At 44.3% G+C, this 18,931-nt stretch carries 19 protein-coding genes; 15 read left to right on the top strand and 4 right to left on the bottom strand.

Annotated features, from left to right (window positions below):
- Positions 1–40: 40 nt before the first annotated feature.
- Positions 41–1,732 (bottom strand): AMP-binding protein, encoded by a 1,692-nt coding sequence (locus FKN16_RS17775; RefSeq protein WP_170903325.1) that lies wholly within the window; start codon positions 1,730–1,732, stop codon positions 41–43.
- Between the two features lie 148 nt (positions 1,733–1,880).
- A complete protein-coding gene (locus tag FKN16_RS17770; protein WP_170903272.1) occupies positions 1,881–2,606 on the bottom strand; it encodes a helix-turn-helix domain-containing protein in 726 nt (241 codons plus the stop codon).
- A 336-nt stretch (positions 2,607–2,942) separates the two neighbouring features.
- Here FKN16_RS17770 and FKN16_RS17765 point away from each other — a divergent pair, with 336 nt between their 5' ends.
- The 14 genes from FKN16_RS17765 to FKN16_RS17700 all read left to right on the top strand — a co-directional run bounded on the left by FKN16_RS17765 (position 2,943) and on the right by FKN16_RS17700 (position 15,378).
- Positions 2,943–3,116, top strand: a complete 174-nt coding sequence (locus tag FKN16_RS17765; RefSeq protein ID WP_005494099.1) for a hypothetical protein — start codon at positions 2,943–2,945, stop codon at positions 3,114–3,116.
- Positions 3,116–3,604: an A24 family peptidase gene (locus FKN16_RS17760; protein ID WP_047008933.1), complete on the top strand. Its 489-nt coding sequence runs from the start codon at positions 3,116–3,118 to the stop codon at positions 3,602–3,604. Before FKN16_RS17765 ends, FKN16_RS17760 begins: the two co-directional genes overlap by 1 nt.
- Before the next feature lie 71 nt (positions 3,605–3,675).
- Positions 3,676–4,989: an AAA family ATPase gene (locus FKN16_RS17755; RefSeq protein WP_170903324.1), complete on the top strand. Its 1,314-nt coding sequence runs from the start codon at positions 3,676–3,678 to the stop codon at positions 4,987–4,989.
- Between the two features lie 13 nt (positions 4,990–5,002).
- The gene (gene cpaB, locus FKN16_RS17750; RefSeq protein ID WP_170903270.1) at positions 5,003–5,758 is read left to right on the top strand and encodes a Flp pilus assembly protein CpaB; all 756 of its coding nucleotides are present in this window, start codon (positions 5,003–5,005) and stop codon (positions 5,756–5,758) included.
- Positions 5,759–5,765: 7 nt separating this feature from the next.
- Complete coding sequence (locus FKN16_RS17745; protein ID WP_046875029.1) at positions 5,766–7,229, top strand: type II and III secretion system protein family protein; 1,464 nt, start codon at positions 5,766–5,768, stop codon at positions 7,227–7,229.
- Positions 7,230–7,242: 13 nt separating this feature from the next.
- Positions 7,243–7,467 (top strand): hypothetical protein, encoded by a 225-nt coding sequence (locus tag FKN16_RS17740; protein ID WP_012841463.1) that lies wholly within the window; start codon positions 7,243–7,245, stop codon positions 7,465–7,467.
- A gap of 25 nt (positions 7,468–7,492) precedes the next feature.
- On the top strand, positions 7,493–8,761 hold the full coding sequence (locus tag FKN16_RS17735; protein ID WP_170903268.1) for a pilus assembly protein TadG-related protein: 1,269 nt from the start codon (positions 7,493–7,495) through the stop codon (positions 8,759–8,761).
- A 1-nt stretch (position 8,762) separates the two neighbouring features.
- On the top strand, positions 8,763–9,227 hold the full coding sequence (locus FKN16_RS17730) for a TadE family protein (RefSeq protein ID WP_012841464.1): 465 nt from the start codon (positions 8,763–8,765) through the stop codon (positions 9,225–9,227).
- Positions 9,224–9,742: a TadE family protein gene (locus FKN16_RS17725; protein ID WP_041852895.1), complete on the top strand. Its 519-nt coding sequence runs from the start codon at positions 9,224–9,226 to the stop codon at positions 9,740–9,742. The genes FKN16_RS17730 and FKN16_RS17725 overlap by 4 nt, the downstream gene beginning before the upstream one ends.
- Before the next feature lie 12 nt (positions 9,743–9,754).
- Positions 9,755–10,963, top strand: coding sequence for an AAA family ATPase (locus tag FKN16_RS17720; protein ID WP_048625931.1), 1,209 nt, complete (start codon positions 9,755–9,757; stop codon positions 10,961–10,963).
- A gap of 13 nt (positions 10,964–10,976) precedes the next feature.
- Positions 10,977–12,422 carry a CpaF family protein gene (locus tag FKN16_RS17715; RefSeq protein ID WP_006742393.1) on the top strand — a complete coding sequence of 482 codons (1,446 nt, stop codon included), beginning with the start codon at positions 10,977–10,979 and terminating at the stop codon, positions 12,420–12,422.
- A 9-nt stretch (positions 12,423–12,431) separates the two neighbouring features.
- Positions 12,432–13,400 carry a type II secretion system F family protein gene (locus FKN16_RS17710; RefSeq protein ID WP_006742394.1) on the top strand — a complete coding sequence of 323 codons (969 nt, stop codon included), beginning with the start codon at positions 12,432–12,434 and terminating at the stop codon, positions 13,398–13,400.
- 2 nt (positions 13,401–13,402) lie between these two features.
- A complete protein-coding gene (locus FKN16_RS17705) occupies positions 13,403–14,344 on the top strand; it encodes a type II secretion system F family protein (RefSeq protein WP_047008928.1) in 942 nt (313 codons plus the stop codon).
- Between the two features lie 20 nt (positions 14,345–14,364).
- Positions 14,365–15,378, top strand: a complete 1,014-nt coding sequence (locus FKN16_RS17700) for a tetratricopeptide repeat protein (protein ID WP_006742396.1) — start codon at positions 14,365–14,367, stop codon at positions 15,376–15,378.
- 120 nt (positions 15,379–15,498) lie between these two features.
- Here FKN16_RS17700 and FKN16_RS17695 read toward each other — a convergent pair whose 3' ends face one another.
- A complete protein-coding gene (locus FKN16_RS17695) occupies positions 15,499–16,614 on the bottom strand; it encodes a phosphatase PAP2 family protein (protein ID WP_170903266.1) in 1,116 nt (371 codons plus the stop codon).
- Between the two features lie 113 nt (positions 16,615–16,727).
- On the bottom strand, positions 16,728–17,867 hold the full coding sequence (gene chrA, locus FKN16_RS17690) for a chromate efflux transporter (RefSeq protein ID WP_170903264.1): 1,140 nt from the start codon (positions 17,865–17,867) through the stop codon (positions 16,728–16,730).
- Positions 17,868–17,955: 88 nt separating this feature from the next.
- Between chrA and FKN16_RS17685 the strand changes: the two genes are divergently transcribed.
- Positions 17,956–18,900, top strand: a complete 945-nt coding sequence (locus tag FKN16_RS17685) for a LysR family transcriptional regulator (RefSeq protein ID WP_170903262.1) — start codon at positions 17,956–17,958, stop codon at positions 18,898–18,900.
- Positions 18,901–18,931 lie beyond the last annotated feature (31 nt).

Raw genomic sequence — 18,931 nt, 5'->3', positions numbered from 1 at the left:
AAACTGCACTCCCCAATGATATTGAGGAGTGCAGACAAGGCTATAAGTCTTCTTCCCACACAACCAATTCACCTTTCGGCCAGTTGTGACCAATTTCATGATACTTTTGCTCAAGCACATGACGTTTAATTTTGAGTGTTGGCGTCAATACGCCATTTTCAATGCTCCAAGGCTCTTTAATCATTAATACGCCTTTGATTTGCTCATGAGAGGCGAGTTCTTGATTCATTTTTGCAATGACTTTGCGGGTGGTTCGTGCGTACCGCTCCCGATCAAAGTTAGGAAAATCATGTGGCACAACCAAAAGAATCGGGGCTGGTAGCCCTAAACCGATGAGGCACATCATCTCTACGCGACTGTATTCGAAAAGTTTTTTCTCGATAGGAACTGGAGAGACAAACTTACCTTTGGCGGTTTTAAAGTTATCTTTTTTACGGCCTTGAATAGTTAGGTAACCATCTGAGTCGATAGAGCCGATATCGCCTGTGTGTAGCCAGCCCTCTGAATCAAAAGACTCTTGGGTGGCAATGTCATTTTTGTAGTAGCCAGAAAATAGCCCTTTGCCACGCACCATGATTTCATCATCGTCAGCGATTTTTAACTCAATACCTGGTCCAGCATTACCGACACTACCAATTTTGTCAGCTCTAAATGGGTAGTTGAGCGTGCTATAGGCAAATGATTCTGTCATGCCCCAAGCTTCAGTAATATTGAGTCCTACAGAGTGGTACCATTCCAGCAGTGCTGGTGATACTGGGGCAGAGCCACAGCCTAATACTCGAGCCTGATCCAACCCCAATCCTTCTGCGAGCTTTTTCTTGATCAGAGAATTGACGAATGGGATTTTCAATAGAATGTTGAGCTTCTTCTGTGGAAGTTTGTCTTGAATGCGTTGTTGGAATAGCGTCCATAATCGCGGGACTGAGATAAACAGAGTCGGGCGGTGCATTTTTACATCTTCGATAAAGGTATCCAATGATTCTGGAAATGCGGTTGGTACACCACCCATGATGGATGAGCCAAAAATGTAGACGCGCTCTGTAATATGAGCCAAAGGTAAGTAAGAAAATAGACGATCATTTTCTTGAATACCGATATGGTTTATCAGTTGTTGTACTGACCAGTTAAACGCTCCGTAGGTCAGCATCGCACCTTTCGGTAATCCTGACGTACCTGAGGTATACACCAAAGACATTAGCTTGTCGTCGTAGTGCTGTGGACGCTCTTCACTTGGCATTGCATCGGCAATGAGTGCTTGGTATTCATACTGACATTTTGGTGCAGTATCGTAGGGGAGCGAGATACTAATGAGCTCCGGCATTGCATCAATGACTTGCTGGGTTGCATTAGGATCATCGAGTTTTCCGCCAATGAGTGCTTTACTTTCACTATGAGTCACACAGTATTCGATGGTGTCCGCGCCGGCGGTAGGAAATATTGGCACACTGACATAATCGCCAAGCATCATCGCAAGATCGCAAATAAACCACTCTGCACAGTTTTTAGACACTAACGCCACTTTGTCACCAGGCTGTACTCCGAGGTTGCGTAGTGCACTGACGAGTTTTAAGGCTTGATCGGCAACATCAGCGAACGTGTATTCAACAAATTGTCGGTTAATAATTTGTTTTAGATAGACCTCATTTGGACGCTCTTGAGCCCATTTGAGAATCATTTCATTTGGTGGTGGGAGAGCGCAACCAGCAGCGCTGTTTAGATTCGGCTGATTCATTTTTAGTGACTCCATGTCTTCTCGTTGTATTTATAATTGTTAACGCATTGTTAACTTTAGCATGTTAAATAACGACACGGGAATGCATTTTGATGAAATATGTGGGGAGGATAGCGTTAGTTACCCCTAAAGTCGGTACTAATAGCGCCTAAAACTGTTGCCGATAATTCGCTGGGGACAGGCCTGTTTTTTTCTTAAAAATTCGAGAAAAGTAAGAGACATCTCGGTATCCACATTGATAAGCAATATAGGCAATTTTCATGGATTCATTTTCAACGAGCATTTTCTTTGCTAATGAAATGCGTTTCGCAGTGACATAATCACGAAAGCACATACCAACTTTGCGATGGAATACTTTGGAAAAGTAGTTCGGTGAGTAGTGACAAAGCGCAGCTGCTTCCTCTTCCCTTAGGTCTTTATGGACGTTATTGGCGATGTAATGAACCACGTCAGAAAAATTCGACTTTCCGCTTCGAGAAAAGAGTTTATCGACCGAAATTTGTTCTTCGTCGACCTTGCTATGCAAAAAGTATTTCAATTTTATCTGTGATAGCCAAATCGGGAGGGTGATTTCATTCAACGTATAATATTCCGCACAAATATGCTTTGGCGGTAAGTGAGGCTCGATATCGGTTGGATGTATAACGATCAGTTTTTTGTCGAGATTTTCACAGAGCGTGATGACGCCTTTCAGGTGCTCTCGATGATCGCAAGTTATGTAGTAGAAGAAATAGCTGTGTTCTTTATCGCTAAGCACAGAGATATCGTTGCTACAGTCCATAACCTCAAAGCTCTTATCAAACTCACAGCGAAGTGATTCCGGCAGCGAGCAAAGAGTCTCTCCAATCCAATAAGCTTTGGTCAGTCTATCCATATGAATCCCGCTCAGTACGTACTACACCAACGTTAGTATGTATTGAGGTCAGTCGAGCCTCATTCCTTGAGCTTCAGACCTCACCCTTTCGTTTATTAAGCTTAGGCTTATATAGTCATACTGCAAGTGTGAAATATGTCACATAGATCTTAGTGAAGTGTCTCACTATTGATACATTTTGGCTCTGAAGCACAGGTGGGCAAGAAAGTACCAACCTTTGGCAAAAAAGTCCTAACCCCCCTAATTCTCGGTGACTAATGTTTAAGCATGATTCGGGTGTATATGATACCTGCGTCATGGACAAGCGAGATATGGTTAAATAAAGGGGACTATCTTATGGATAACTTTCGCAATCTAATCAAGGACTTCATGGAAGATGAAGAGGGGCTAACACTTTTGGAGTACATCCTAGGTGCGGCGTTAATTGTTACAGCGTTCTTGACTTCAGGCTTCTGGACGACTTTGTCTGGTAAGTTCACATCAGTGGCGTCTCAAATCAACAACTCGTAATGATTAGTGAGCTGATTATTTGGTCATTGCTTATTGCGATTGGAGTCTCAGACGCTCAGAAACACAGAATACCAAATAAAGCGGTGCTTATGCTTTTGGTTGCTGTTACTGCAAACGTAATTTACAACCCAGCAACAAGTGGTTTGGATCATTTATATGGTGGGCTGGTTGCGTTTGCAGTGTGTTTCGCGCTGTATCTGTTCAAAGTAATGGCTGGAGGAGACGTTAAGTTACTCGCCGTCATAGGAACATGGCTCGGTCTGAGTAATCTTGGGGAAGCGTCTACCGGGATAATACTTGCTGGAGGCATCGTGGGCATTTTTTATCTAATGTTACACGTGTCATCGACCAGTGTTGCTCTATCACATCAGTTAAAAGGGTATTGCTTAGAAAAAGTAACACCAGGCTTTAGGTCTAATAAGCCGTTAGTCATTCCTTTCGCGCCGATAATCGTAATTGGATTAGCTTATTTCTCCTACACCCACTAAATAAAAATAATAAATGGCATGCAGCACATGCAGCATCAGTTGGCTAGGCAACTTCAAGGAGGGGAAGTGTGATGGGCTCTGTGTATTGGGAAAAACTCGTGCCACAAATAAATCCACCAAAAGTGCCTTCGTCTGTAGAGGGGCTTGGCATACCGGCTTCAGTCGTCGAAAACCTCGTGTTGAAACATCTGTCTGCCTATCCGAAATGTGATTTGATTGAATTAACACAACGGTTATGCGTGGTTTCAAATATTGTTGAACTTGCTTTAGCGCAGTTGAGAAAACGAAGCTGGGTTGAGGTATATCAGCCTACATCTGAGAAGCTAAGCCATTCGTACTCGAACGTTCGTTATAGTCTAACGGAATTAGGACTTGCGGAAGCAGACATTGCTTATAGAAAAGATCCGTATATCGGTCCTGTTCCTGTTTCTCTGGAGGAGTATTGGACCATTGTAGAAGGACAAGATCTACGCAAAAACCCAGTTACGCGTATCGATGTAGAGCGCGCATTGTCTGATGTTTTTGGCTCGGATCACTTGGTACCTGTTTTAGGACCGGCCATCAACTCGGGGCGGGCTTTGTTGCTGTATGGACATGCGGGTACCGGTAAAAGTTACGTCGCATCAAGAGTGCTCAATGCAATGAACACTTCGGTATTCATTCCTTATGCCGTATATGCCGATGGCAACATCATCAAAGTGTTCTCAGAGCATCATCATCGTCGTTTAGACAACTCCCATTCTCAGGTTTTCGTTAAGTTGGAAACGCATTACGACAAACGCTGGGTTCTTTGTGAAAGACCAAACATTCAAGTGGGCGGTGAGCTGACATTGGAGATGCTTGAAGTAAACCACAGCGAGCATAATCGTGTATGGATTGCGCCACTGCAAATGATGGCTAACAACGGAATCTTGGTGATTGATGACCTTGGTCGTCAGTCAATGCCTGTTGATGCCCTGCTAAATAGATGGATCGTTCCAATGGAATACTTATTTGACCATCTAGCTTTGCCAAATGGTCAACAAGTCACGGTGCCGTTTATGCTCACTCTGGCATTCTCCTCCAACTTTGCACCAAGCAAAATTGCAGACCCCGCATTTCTACGTCGTTTGGGTTACAAAATTGAATTCAAGCCACTTGATGATGATGACTATAAAGCGCTTTGGTTATCTCTATCGAAGGACTTGCAACTGGCATTAGCGCCTGAATTCTTTGACACATTAAATCAATTGCACCGTGAAAATAAAATGCCTAATTATCCATGTCTACCTAAAGATCTTTTGGGCATTAGCCGAGATGTTCTCGTTTTTGAAGGAAAACGAAAAGTCGTCTCATCAGACATTTTAACTCGTGCCTGGGGACTGTATTTCACAGTGGATGAATAGGGAGATCTAAATTATGAGTCGGACTCAAGTCATCATGTTGCTGTTGCTCTCCATTGTTTTCGGCCTTGCCGCCGTTTTGATAGCTAAACAATGGATGGATGGCAGAAACCAACCAACTGTCGAGTTAGAAGAGGTAGAAAGACACCCAGTTTTAGTTGCCACTATGGAGCTAGAACCAGGGACCATTCTAGCTGAGAAACATTTGTCTACTAAGCTTATGGAAGTGGATTGGATAGACGAGGAAACGCTAAAAGTAAAAGAACAGGCATTGGGAAGAATTGTTGCTAATACCATTTATGCGGGTGAGCTGGTTAATTCGAATCGTCTTGCCTTGCCCGGTGAGGGCGCGACACTTGCTGCTTTAATTCCTGAAAACAAACGAGCTATCACCATTCGTGTTAATGACGTTATCGGTGTGGCTGGCTTCTTGTTACCAGGCAATAAGGTCGATGTATTAAGTACCGTGAGTTATGGACAAGGTAAAAACGCCACAACAAAAACGGTGCTTAAAAACATCAACGTCCTTGCGGTCGACCAAACAGCCAAAACCAATGATAACAAACCCGTTATTGTGCGTGCGGTGACTTTAGAAGTAACACCGAAAGAGGCAGAAAAGCTCCTATCGGCGAACAGCAAAGGCGACATTCAACTTGCTCTACGCAACCCTCATGAAGTGGATAAACCTGTGGTAGCAAGAAAATACACGCCACGACCTAGTGTGACCATTATTAAGGGATCTCAGGCATCCAGTGTCCGAGTCAGCAATTAGGTGAATTATGAAAACAATAATATTACTCGTTAGCCAGTTACTTTTTGTCAGCTTGTCTGTTAACGCAGCCACGGTGCAGTCAGGAAAAGTCGTGACCGTTGCGCATCACCAATCAACCCAATTGATGATATCCGGTAAAGCGAAGAAAGTGACGTTAGGGGATCCAGAAGTCTTGGATATTTTAGTGCTCAGATCGAACGAGCTGTTTCTTATTGGTAAGAAGTTAGGGACCACGAATGTGTCGGTGTGGGATCGCCGAGGCCGGTTAATTGAGCAATTTAACGTGGAAGTTACGCATGATCTAAACACGCTTAAATCGAAGCTTTATCAGTTCTTGCCGGATGAAAATATCGAAGTGCACAGTGCGCAAGAAAAAGTGGTACTTAGAGGCTTGGTCAGCAGTCAGCAAAACATGGACACTGCGGTCAAAATTGCTGAAACCTTCGCTTTGGGTGAAGCGGCAGATGAAGAAGATGAAAACTCTAAAGATGATGACAGCATGGTGATCAACCTACTTTCTATTGGCGGGGCTCAACAGGTGACGTTAGAAGTGACCGTTGCCGAAGTGCAGCGCACACTAGTAAGACGCTTTGATTCAAACTTCCACTTTTTCCAAAGAAGTGGAGACTTTACCTGGGGTGGTACGACTGCTGGTGGCGGTATTGATGGCATTGGACCGATTTTGAACGTCCCAACAGTCGAAGATTTCGGTTTTCTTGGGTCGTTTATCGACAGCAATACCTTGTTTACCTTCGCACTTGATGTGGCGAAACAAAATGGTGTGGCGAAAGTGTTGGCAGAGCCTAGCCTTACCGCATTAAGTGGTACGCAAGCCGAGTTTGTCGCTGGTGGTGAATTCCCAATTCCAGTACCAAATGAAGATGGTATTACCATCGATTATAAAGAGTACGGTGTTCAACTCGACTTCGTTCCGTTTATTTTGAGTGATAAGAGAATCAACCTCAAATTGAACGTCAATGTGAGTGAAATCTCCAACTCAGGTGTGCTGACGTTTAATCCAAACGAAGTGAATGCGACGTTCTTTATTCCGCCAATCACTAAACGAAGTGCTGGCACCACGATTGAGCTGGCTGATGGCCAAACTATTGGTATTGCAGGCTTATTGAGTGAAAACGCACGTAATGTCGCGGATGGCATACCTGGAGCGAGTGATTTACCTGTATTGGGACGCTTGTTCAAGAGTGAAGAGTTTACCTCAGGGGAAACAGAACTTGTCATTCTGGTCACCCCTCGATTAGCAACCCCAATCGATCGACGTCGAATCACACTGCCAACGGATGGCTTTGTGGCTCCGAACGATGTGGAGTTCTATTTGCTTGGTAAAGGTGCTGAGTTGGATTTTGATAGATACCAGCTAAACGACATCAGCGAAGAAGATACTAACAACAACTTTATTCAATACGGTTCGTCAGAAGGTGGCTCTGAGGGCAAGTTTGGGCACAGTCTATAAGTGGGAGAGCAAGATGAAAAGCATAATGATAATGACCATTTGTTTCACATCATTCGGCTTGTTTGGCTGTGCGAATGACCCCGAGCTTGGTATCTCGGTTAGCCAGTTGCGCGCTGAACAAACTCTTAATCCAGAAGCGTGGTATGAGAATTTGGGTTATTTACCGGAAGGTAGTGGTGAGCGTACACAAGTTAGCTTAGAGGTATATAACAACAACGGGGTAGCCAAAGATGAGTAAGTGATGTGTTCACTTAGGAGGGGCTATGCGAAGGAATATGCATATAGCACCAAGGCGAACCCAGAAAGGGATTACCTTAGTGTTGATAAGCTTGGTTTTGTTGATTCTGCTAGGCGTTGCGGCGTTTGGTATTGATTTAAATCACCAAGTTCTTAATAAAACACGTTTACAGAATGCGGTCGATACTGCGGCCCTTGCAGGTGCTGTCGTTGCCGATAAGACAGAGGATGTGAATCAGGCTGAAACCGCAGTGAGAACAACGCTTAGTGGAATATCAACCGAGCCTGGAAATTCTGAGCTGACGTTTAGTGACAGTAATACAGCGGTGACATTCTCGCATGATATGCAGACGTTTGTAACTGCAGCAAGTTTTACACCGCCATTGGGGGAGTACGATATTTATGTCCGCGTAGCGGTCACCGATATTAGCCTAACGCAGTATTTGAGTGGTTTGTTTGGGATTAATAAAGAGGTCTCTGCGAGTGCGGTTGCGGGGCGAAGTGCGGCGATTGCATATACGTGTAATTTAACGCCAATCGCCATGTGTGGTGACCCTGCCGGTGATGTGAGTGATGCATGGGGGTATCGTCCGCCGGGTTATGACCCTAATGTAGATATGGATCCTTCTCTAGTGCATGAGCTGAAAGTCGGGGATCAGAATAACACCGATATGGGACCCGGGAACTTTCAGTTGCTCGATTTTGGACAAGGAACGGGTAATAGTGGTGCGGCCTTGGTTCGTGATGCATTGTCTGGGGCTTACAACGGTTGCGCATCAATTGGCGATACCGTTACAACTAAACCTGGTAATAGTGCAGGTCCAGTTGCACAGGGACTGAATGTGAGGCTCAACGACTTTTCGGGACCGATTAAAAATGACGGAACGGTTTTACCAGACAAATACGTGAGAGAGCCCGATGTTTTGGCTGAGACCGATGCGGAGTACGCAGGCGATCTGTATTACGCCAACTATCGTCAGGAGCTAAGCTCTTGTGAAAGCGGTGGTGCTTGTGATGGCAATAGTTATACCGGTGATGGTGGTCTGAACGGACGCCGTATTTTGCGTATCCCTATCGTAGATTGTACGGCCTCGACAGGTAAGTCTGATTTTGATGTTTTGGGCTTTGGTTGCTTCTTTTTATTACAAAAAGTCAGTAACTCAGGTCAATCATCAGTGTTTGGGCAATTTCTTTATGATTGTTTAATTAATAACGGTTCGACTGGCACGGATCCGACAGATAAAGGCTTCTACCGTATCCAGCTATACAAAGATCCGTTTAGCGGGGCCTCTTGATATGTTGTATTCAAATAGAAAGCATCAAAGGCCAAATATTTGCAGTCAACAAGGGCTGGCAATCATAGAGTTTATTCTCGCCTTGCCAGTGCTATTGATGCTAACCGTTTTAGTGATCGATGTGAGCCGAGCTTTTATTCAGTATACCGAGGTCAATAAAGCGCTGCAGAATGGGGCAAGGTATGCCGTCGTTGATACGTACGGCACGTTGAACTTTGAGTCAATTGCTGACGAAACCAGTATCAAGAATGTCGTTGTGTATGGAAGCCCAATTGCCTCTACTACACCTGTGATAGACCATATCAGTGTGGATGATATTGTCATTACCCAACCAACGAGTACCAATAAGGTGGTCACTCTATCGGCGACTTACAATTACGTGCCGATATTCTCGACCTTACCTTTTTCGAGCACTTCTTTGCAATTTAGCATTGGGGCGACCACGTCTATGAGGACAGGCCCATGAAACGATTGATAACGAAACAAAAAGGAGTGACGCAGCTTGAGTTCTCGGTAATCGCTTTGGCCGTTATATTAGTCCTGTTTTTGATCATCGAGTTTGCGATCTATTTCTTTTCGGTGCAAATGGTCAATGAGGTAACACGAAGAGCTGCGAGGCTTGCTACCGTGTGCTATATCGCTGATAGGGATGACATTCCTAACTTACCAGCTGTATCAGATCTCTATCCATCAGGCTTTTCTGCGAGTAATTTACAGATAGATTATCTTGATGAAGCTGGTGCAAGTGTTGACGTATCAGGCTTTCTTTCTACCCCTCCAGCGTCTAATGACGTATTAAATGCGCAGTTTTCTCAAATTAAATATGTTCGAGCAAGAGCGGTGAATTATACTTTTCAGTTTTTTGTTTTAGCTGCTTTAATTAATGCAGTAGGGAGTACTCCAGCTTTTGAAACTATATTGCCTGCAGAGAGTTTAGGAATACTTAGACCCGAAGGGACCAATGTCATTACGGATTGCTAATGGAGTAGCTTTATGTTGAAACCAGTTAAAATAAATGAAGAAACATATAAAAGTTTAAAAACTAACTTGATTGTTTGGATAGTTTATTCTACGTCAAACTTTAAAATTCATATTGCTGATGAATTATCTGGATGTGTCAATCTAAATATTGATTGGATAGAGCTAGAGTCTTTTAATTTAGACTTTGTTAAAAATAAGCAAATTCCCGATCTTATTTATATTGAAACCGGTGAAAGTTGGGCGCAGAAAGTGGCTCATGTGTACTCTAGTGACAGTAGCTTACAGCATAATCACACCGCTTTGATTGTATTTGGTGATGAAAACGATACTGCATCTCTCAAAATGGCATTGAGGCTTGGGGCAACAGACTATTTGTCGCGTTCTGTTGATCTTGGTGAGCTTTATCCGCTATTAAAATCGACCGCGGATGAAAAGATTGCCAATAAACAAATGGGCGATTTAACTTTATTTATCAATACAAAAGGTGGTTCGGGTGCAACAACACTGGCGATCAACACCGCGATAGAACTGTCAAGTTACGCGAAGAGTAAAGTATTGCTCATTGACTTAGATATGCAGTTTAGTGATGCGGCCGATTATTTAAACTGTAAGCCAAAATACAACATTAATGATGTGATTGATTCTGTTAATGATTTGGATGAGTTATCACTAGAAGGTCTCGTATATCAACATCCTTCAGGTTTGAATTATTTATGTTTTAACCAAAATGATACCAAGGATAATCATAAACACGCAGTTCAAGTCAGTAAGTTATTACCTATTCTGAGACAGTTTTACTCACATATTATTGTGGATTTGTCTCATGGTGTTGAGCATGTTTATCAACAAATTGTTTCTCCGGCTACGCATATCTTTTTAATTATGCAGCAGAATGTTACTTCGGTTAAGCATGCTGTCAGCTACATACGTTCTTTAGAATTAGACTATGGTTTAAGTAGTCATCAGGTTGAACTGATTGTTAATCGTTTTGAAAAGAAATCAACAATATCTTTGAAAGACATTGAAAATGCAGTTAGTGGACATGCGATACATTTAGTACCTAATAATTTTGCTATTGCTATCGAGAGCGCTAATTTGGGTAACCCAATTGTTCAATCTAAGAAAAATAGTGCGCTGAAAGCCTCTTTGGCTGAAATATCGCACTTATTAGAAAGTCCGACCAAAGAGAATCAAAGTTGGATCAAAAAACTATTTTCTTAGTAAGGGGGGAGTTATGTTTTTCAAACGGAAAGGCGTCGGGAGTTCTTTCAATTCCGTAGATGAAACAAAAGAATCCAAAGTTGTGAATGTCGAGTTGGCAAAATCTGACGAAGATACGTCAGATGAGCAAAGGGCTTTATCGCCTGTTGAAGCCAAGATGAAAGCGATCGAGGAGCAGAAAAAACAGCTAGAACAAGATCTCTCGATCAAACACTACTATCACAAAAAGCTACTGGATACCTTGGATCTCGGGCTTCTATCGCACTTGCAAGAAGATCGCGCGAAAGAGGAGTTACGCGAAGCGGTCGTTCAGCTCATTGCTGAAGATCAAACACACCCGTTGAGCTCTGAAGCTCGCAATCGCGTGATACATCAAATTGAAGATGAAGTGTTTGGTCTAGGGCCGCTGGAACCGCTGCTTGAAGACCCAACGATCTCAGATATCTTGGTCAATGGTCCGAAAAATATCTTTGTCGAACGTTTTGGTAAGCTCGAGAAAACGCCACATACCTTCTTAGATGAGCGCCATCTGCGCAACATCATTGATCGCATTGTTAGCCAGGTTGGACGAAGAATCGATGAAGCATCACCAATGGTGGATGCTCGACTCAAAGACGGTTCGCGTTTCAATGCGATTATTCCTCCTCTTGCCATTGATGGCCCTTCCGTTTCTATTCGACGTTTTGCGGTTGAACGTTTGAATATGGATAACCTATTAGAGCTTGGTTCGTTATCTCCAGAGATGGCGAAGTTTCTCAATGCTGCGGTTGTGGGGGAAATGAATATCCTGATATCTGGTGGTACAGGCTCTGGTAAAACAACCACGCTGAATATTTTGTCGGGCTTCATTCCAAGTGATCAACGTATTGTGACCATTGAGGATTCGGCAGAGTTACAACTCCAACAACCACATATTATTCGCTTAGAAACACGTCCTTCTAACATCGAGGGTAAAGGCGAAATATCTCAGCGCGATTTAGTGAAAAACTCGCTACGTATGCGTCCTGACCGGATAGTGGTTGGTGAGGTTCGTGGCTCAGAAGCGGTGGATATGTTATCGGCAATGAACACGGGTCATGATGGGTCTCTGGCCACCATTCACGCGAACACACCAAGGGATGCGTTGAGCCGTATTGAGAATATGTTCTCGATGGCGGGTTGGAACGTGTCGACCAAAAACTTGAGAGCGCAGATTGCCTCCGCTATCAATATTGTCGTGCAAATGGATCGCCAAGAAGATGGTAAACGCCGCATGGTCAGCGTACAAGAAATCAATGGCATGGAAGGCGACGTTATCACCATGTCGGAGATCTTCACCTTCCAAAGAAGAGGGGTCGATCAAGAAGGCAATGTGTTAGGTGATTACATGGCAACAGGGATTGTACCAAGCTGTCATGACCAATTAGTAAAACGAGGCTTAGACGTACCATTTGAAATATTCAATGAAAAAGCCCGTTAGGAGATTGCTATGGATAGTCAATTCCCCCTTTTTCTTGTGCTGCTTTTTTTGTCCGTATTCTTTATTAGCCAGGCGTTAATTCTGCCTTCTGCGGGTAAAAAGGTTAAGCATAAGCAGTTAATTAAGCGGATACACGAAAGTCATAAACACATCGATCAAGAGAGTATTTCCCTACTAAGGGAAAACTCGCTCAAAAACCTTTCTCCATTAGAGCGATGGCTTGTGAGGTTCAGCCTATTCGATAACTTTAAGAAGAAGTTGGAATTGGCTGGGATACACATGGGGTTCAGTCGGTTTATTTTTCTCACCTTCCTCGGTGGGGTTGCGGTTGGGCTATTTCTGTTCTTATTCGGGCAAGTTTGGTACCTCTGTGCCGGTGTTGCTGTCGCTTGTTGGGTGTCGGTTTACTTCTACCTACAGAAAAGAATTGCAGATCGTTTAATGAAGTTCGAAGAGCAACTACCAGAGGCGCTCGATATCATTAAGCGAGTACTACAGGCCGGTCAGCCAATTACACAAGCGTTTGGGGAAGTAGGCAGAGAGGTCAGTGCGCCGCTTGGCCCTGAGTTCATGAATACCTTTAACTTACTCAACTATGGTTATGACCTCCGCTTGGCGATTATGCAAATGTCGGAAAGAACCCCTACGGTATCCATGCTTGCTTTCTCGAGTGCGGTGTTACTGCAAAAAGAAACGGGTGGTAACTTAGTCGAAAACATTGAAAAGCTCTCTCATATCCTACGTGCTCGTTTCAAACTCGCTCGAAAAATCAAAACTATTTCTGCGGAATCTCGAATGTCGGCATGGGTATTAGTATTAGCGCCTTTTGGGTTGTACGTCATCATTTCACTCGTTCGGCCTGAGTATATTGAGCTGCTTCATACGCACCCAATGGGGATCAAAATGGTGATTGGTGGGATGGTGGCCTTATTTATCGGCACGCTGTGGATTCGTAAAATCGTCAATATTGAGGTGTAGCTATGGAAAGCATTCAAGGATGGTTAAACGGTTTTGCTGTCGGCCAAGAGACGTTACTCATGGGGTTGATCCTCATCACCACCGTGTTAGTGGTGATGACGCTGGGCTCGATAATTATCGGGGTCAACTCGCCAATTAAAAGAAAGTTAGCCGAACTGTCTGGTGATAAAAAGGAAGTCTCTCACCACAACAAAAAAATGGCTGACACATTGGAGTCGTTAGCGCCTTTAACTTCGCCAACCAGTGAAAAAGAGCGCCAAACGACACGCAATAAACTGATGCATGCTGGGTTTCATGAAAGCAATGCATTGTCGATGTTTTATGCCATTAAATCGGTCACAACAATACTAGGTGTGATGGTGGCGGCACTGGTGTATTTCTCGATTCCGGAATCTAAATATCTGTACACCTACATGGCGTTATCCGTATTTATTGGGCTTCTGATTCCTGATTTTATTTTGCGCCGAATGGTCAACAAGCGTCAGCAAGCGATTCGTGCAGGTGTGCCCGACATGCTCGATTTGCTGGTGGTTTGTACCGAATCAGGGCTTGGCTTTAATGCGGCTTTGCGTCGCGTTGCAGATGAGCTGGTTATCTCTCACCCAGAGCTTGCCGATGAAATAGACACGGTGTGCAATAAAATTAAAGCGGGTAAACCAATGCCTGAAGCCTTAAGAGAGCTAGTATTAAGGACAGGGTTAGAAGAATTGATGGGGCTGGTGAGCATGCTTAGCCACGCCTCTCGAATAGGTGGGAGCTTAGTCAACTCCTTGCGTGAGTATACCGAAGACTATAGGGATAAGCGTCAACAAGCAGCAGAAGAAATTGCTGCAAAAATCCCAGTCAAAATGATGTTTCCAATGGTGCTGTTTATTTGGCCATGTTTTTTCATCGTGGCTATTGGACCTGCGTTAATTTCATTGGCTGAGGCATTTTCTAATTAAAAAGCAAAATAGGGATCGTTATGTGGATTAAGAAATACGTCATCATCTCGTTGTTGGTGCTTACCGCATGTTCAACAACTGAACAGTCATCAGACTTCGATTCAACGCTGTACTCAGGTAAGCCCGTTGAGTCACTCACCAATGATGAACCTCCAAAAACAGAGGAGGAGGCAATCTCTCGAGGGGATATTGCATTAAGCAATAAAAATGTCGACTTAGCGTTGTATGAATACATTCGCTCGCTCTCTTTCCCGAATGCTGTCCATAAAGACAAAACGTTATACACCGTGGGGCGTATCCATTTGGCAAGAGAGAATTCAGAACTTGCGGATAAATCATTTCGAGCATCTTTAGCAGAGAACCCTGATCACATTGGTTCCCTCACAGAACTTGGCACTCTGTATACGAAACGTGGCGAAAAGGACGTCGGGAAGAGTTACTACATCCGCGCTTTGAATGCTGACCAAATTCGTATGGATGGCGATCCTATTATCACCAAAGACAATATTACAGCTGAGAGCGTTGCAACGTATCGCTATGATGATAAATCACCGGTTTCTGCTTACTCTGGTCTAGGTGTGCTTTACGACATTCGTGGCGACCACGATATTGCGCAGGCATTAATTCGAAAAGCGTTGGATATTGATTCAAGAAACGTCAACGCTTTAGTCAGCCTAGGCTATTCCTACTACATGGAAAAAGCTTATTCAAAAGCGGCGCACTTTACTCAAGCTGCGCTGAGCATTAAGCCGGGGGATGAAAAGGGAATCAATAACTTGGGTCTCATTGCACTGGCAAAAGATCAACCACGACAAGCTCTGAGTATTTTTAGTCGACACATGACAGAGCCGGAAGCACTCAATAATGTTGGTTACTTCTTGATCCTTCAAGGCAAACCAGGCGAGGCGATTCCTTATCTACAACAGGCCATTGATAAGAATCCGGCCTACTATGAACTGGCAAATAAAAACTTAGAGCGAGCATTAGCAATGGTCAGAGAGCGAGGGGATACCTCTACCGCGCTTCTCCAATAACTTCACAGTCTATTTAAAAATAAAGTCACTCAGCAAGATGGAGTGGCTTTTTCATTTTTGGGGACTTTTTCATTCCTGGGGGAGTAGTGCCGTTGTAAAATTGTTTGTTCAATTAGCCGTTCATTCGCTTCTTTCTGGGTAAGAAGCATAGCGCCGCAAAGCCCAACCAACTATCTTCCATAACATCACCGTTAAGAGTGTTGCGAGGTAACCATCAATCGCATAATGCCAGGCTAAATGTACCGAACCGATTTGAATGATGACTGCGAAAGCGTAAGCAAAGTAGCCGATGGTTTTGTTGAGTCTATAAATTGATAGCGCCATCAAAACAGCAATGGAAACGTGCAAGCTCGGCATTGCCGAAATGCCAGAGCCAATACCATTGGTATTCGCGATGTACTCATCCCAAAGATATTGCTGTGTAGGCAATGCCCACAATTGCCCAGCGTCTACATTGGTAAGGTATTGGCTTTGGGCTTCGAGCGTTTTCATCAGAGGAACAAACTGTTCATCTCCAGTAATAAGCTCCACGTAGCAAGGACCTGCTGAAGAAAGTAACGTGGCGAAGAAGACACCAAGAATCATCCAAGACAATGCGAACGTGAGTAAAAACTGTTGCCTTACCAAAGGGGATTTTTTGTAGATAAGGAAAAAGATGAGTATACCCCACATACAAAAAAACCATGCGTTGTAGGCAACGTTTAGCACCAGCGAGGCCCAAGCATTGGAGAATAATGCATGGGTCAATTCCCAAGGTGCAACGCCGAAGTGCAACATCGTATCAATATTCGCAAAGGTTAGATCCCATTTAAAAGGATTGATGATTGGAATAAGCGATTTCAAAAACGTGTGGTTAGAGAAAATCAGGTTAAGTGCCATCATCGAAACAAATACTGATACAGGGCGGTGCAGTGGAAAAATAAGATGCTTCAGTTTTCGTATGAAGCGCTTTGCTGGCTGTTTTTCTTTGCGCAGTATGAGATAGAAATAATAATAGATACACCAGCTTAAACCTGTGACATACAAAGCTTGCATGAGCGTTTCAAGGTAAGTGGTAAAAGAGTAATCAATAGGGAAATCGAGATATAAAGAACAAAGATAAATGACAGTAGTCGAGATAAAGCAATAGGTGTAGAAAATCTTATCGATCAATAACTCGTTCTTCATAGACTGGAGCCAAGTCGCTGCTTTTTGCTGCCAACTTACGTTGATCTGGTAATTGTTGTCTTGTTCCATCGACGATCCATCATCTCTATCCTTCCAATATCATTAAGCTTAGTTGAGAAAACGGGCACTCGTATTTGAGTACCCGTGGTTTATCTGGATTCAATAGTTGGCGTATCAGCAGGCTACATCATGCCCGTGACAAGGCCTGCCGCCACAAAAAACACGATCATCCACAGCACCGAAAGGTTGAGCTTTTTGTGTAGATAGCAACCCGCAACCACTAACGCCATGTCGATGGGAGCAACAACTGCGCTGCTAAATACTGGCTGGTAAAGTGCCGCGAGTAACAATCCTACTACCGAGGCGTTTACACCGTTGATGGCACCAGAGACCAACGGTTTGCCTGCCAGTGCTTGCCAGTTCTTAAGAACGCCAAGCAGTAAAAGAAACCCTGGGAGGAATACGCCAAGCGTTGCGATCAGAGCGCCTAAAATTGGCGTATCCGAAAGCTCATAACCGATAAAAGTCGCAAAGGTGAACATTGGCCCCGGTACAGCTTGTGCAGCGGCGTAGCCTGTTAAAAATGCATCTTGGCTGAGCTGGTCGCCAACAATGTTTTGTAGAAGCGGCAGCACCACATGACCGCCACCAAACACTAAACTACCAGCTTGGAAAAAATCACTAAACAGTCCAAGCAAAGGTAACGTATGAGCCACTAACGGTAAGCCGAGCAAAAGCACCGTAAATAGAGCCAATGGTGCGATAGACGGTTTAAACGGCTCGGCTGATGGCGCGGAGTCTTTCTTCAGATATCGCATGCCAACAAAACCTGCTGCGAGCAACACGAGCATTTGCGTCATGATGCTTGGTGCCACCAGCAACGCAATCGCAGTCGCGACGCACAAACCCGCGGTCAGTTTGCCTTGGCAGAAGTTTTTGTACATGCCCCAAGCCGCATCCGCCACGACGACGACAGCGAGCAGTTTTAGGCCGTGAACGATGTTTTGGAACACTGCGGTGTCGGTGATTTGGCTGCTCACCATCGCCAGCGACAACATGATGATCACCGAAGGAAGCGTGAATCCGACAAATGCTGCGCATGCGCCACCTAAACCGCCGCGTTTATAACCCAATGCAAAGCCGACTTGGCTTGAGCCGGGTCCCGGCAAAAACTGACTGAGCGCGACAATTTGCGCGTACTCGCTGTCATCAAGCCATTTCAGTTTCTCAACAAAGGTTTGGCGAAAATAACCGATATGAGCCGCAGGGCCGCCGAAGCTGAACCAACCCAGCCAGAAAAAAGTTTTGAAGATGGTGAACATGTCGAGCCTGTTTATCTAAAAAGCATTGTTGCTAATTTATCGGATGCTCTAAAATGACTCAAATTGATAAATTTAATTTCATTTATGAATGAAATGGGATAAGGGTGCTGAGGTGAAAGAGGACATTCAGTGGCGCAACATTGACTTGAACTTATTGGTGACGTTTTCCTACTTGTATCGCTATCGAAGCGTTAGCGTTGCGGCAGAGAAAAGTTACGTTAGCCAGTCGGCGATGAGTCATAGTTTGTCTCGTTTAAGGTTGTTGTTTGACGACCCGCTTTTTGAGCGAAAAGGGCACAAGATGGAGCCCACCGAGCACGCTCACCACATCGCGCCAACCGTGCATCATTTGCTGGACTCTATCGCCAAAGACTTGCTCACTAAGTCTGCCTTCCAACCTGAAAATTACGCGGGTATATGTCGCATTGGGTTAACGGATTATGCCGAGTTTATTTTTGCTCCTCGGCTTTATGACGAAATACGCCAGCGCGCACCAGAGGCCCAGATCAGTTTTATTAACGTCAATCGCAGCAACTACGTGGCATTAACTGAGCACGAAAAGCTCGATGTCATTATTGGCAGCATGCCAGTGTTGGATGACAACTTTGAGAGCTTGTACTTGTACACGGAAAAACATGTGTGTATGTGTGATAAACAGGTATTGCAAGGGGAAACACAGCTGTCTCTGGAAGCGTTCGCGAACATAGAGCAAGCTCTGGTAAGTCCCGATGGGAGCTTAAAGACACAAGTAGACCAAAAGCTCGCAGAACATGGCTTGAGCCGTAAGGTCACCGTGGCGTCGCGCAACTTTCTCACTATTCGGCATTTATTGAAAAAGCGCGATCTCATTGCCATCGTGCCAGAAAAAATGGCGTTGGCGGAGGGCTTTTCGGACGATCTCATTACTATTAAGCCGCCGATCGCCGTTGCGGATTTTGATATTGCCATGCTGTGGCATTCCAGCCGAAACAATGAAGACAAAGGCATTTGGCTACGCGAGTTGGTTTCTTCGACCATCACCTCTCACATATAAAAAAGGGCACCAAAGGGTGCCCAGAATGTTT

The sequence above is a fragment of the Vibrio sp. 11-4(1) genome (genome assembly GCF_013048625.1).
Lineage (GTDB): Bacteria > Pseudomonadota > Gammaproteobacteria > Enterobacterales > Vibrionaceae > Vibrio > Vibrio diabolicus.
The sequence above is the reverse complement of the archived record's forward strand: the minus strand, read 5'-3'. Positions and strand labels throughout refer to the sequence as shown.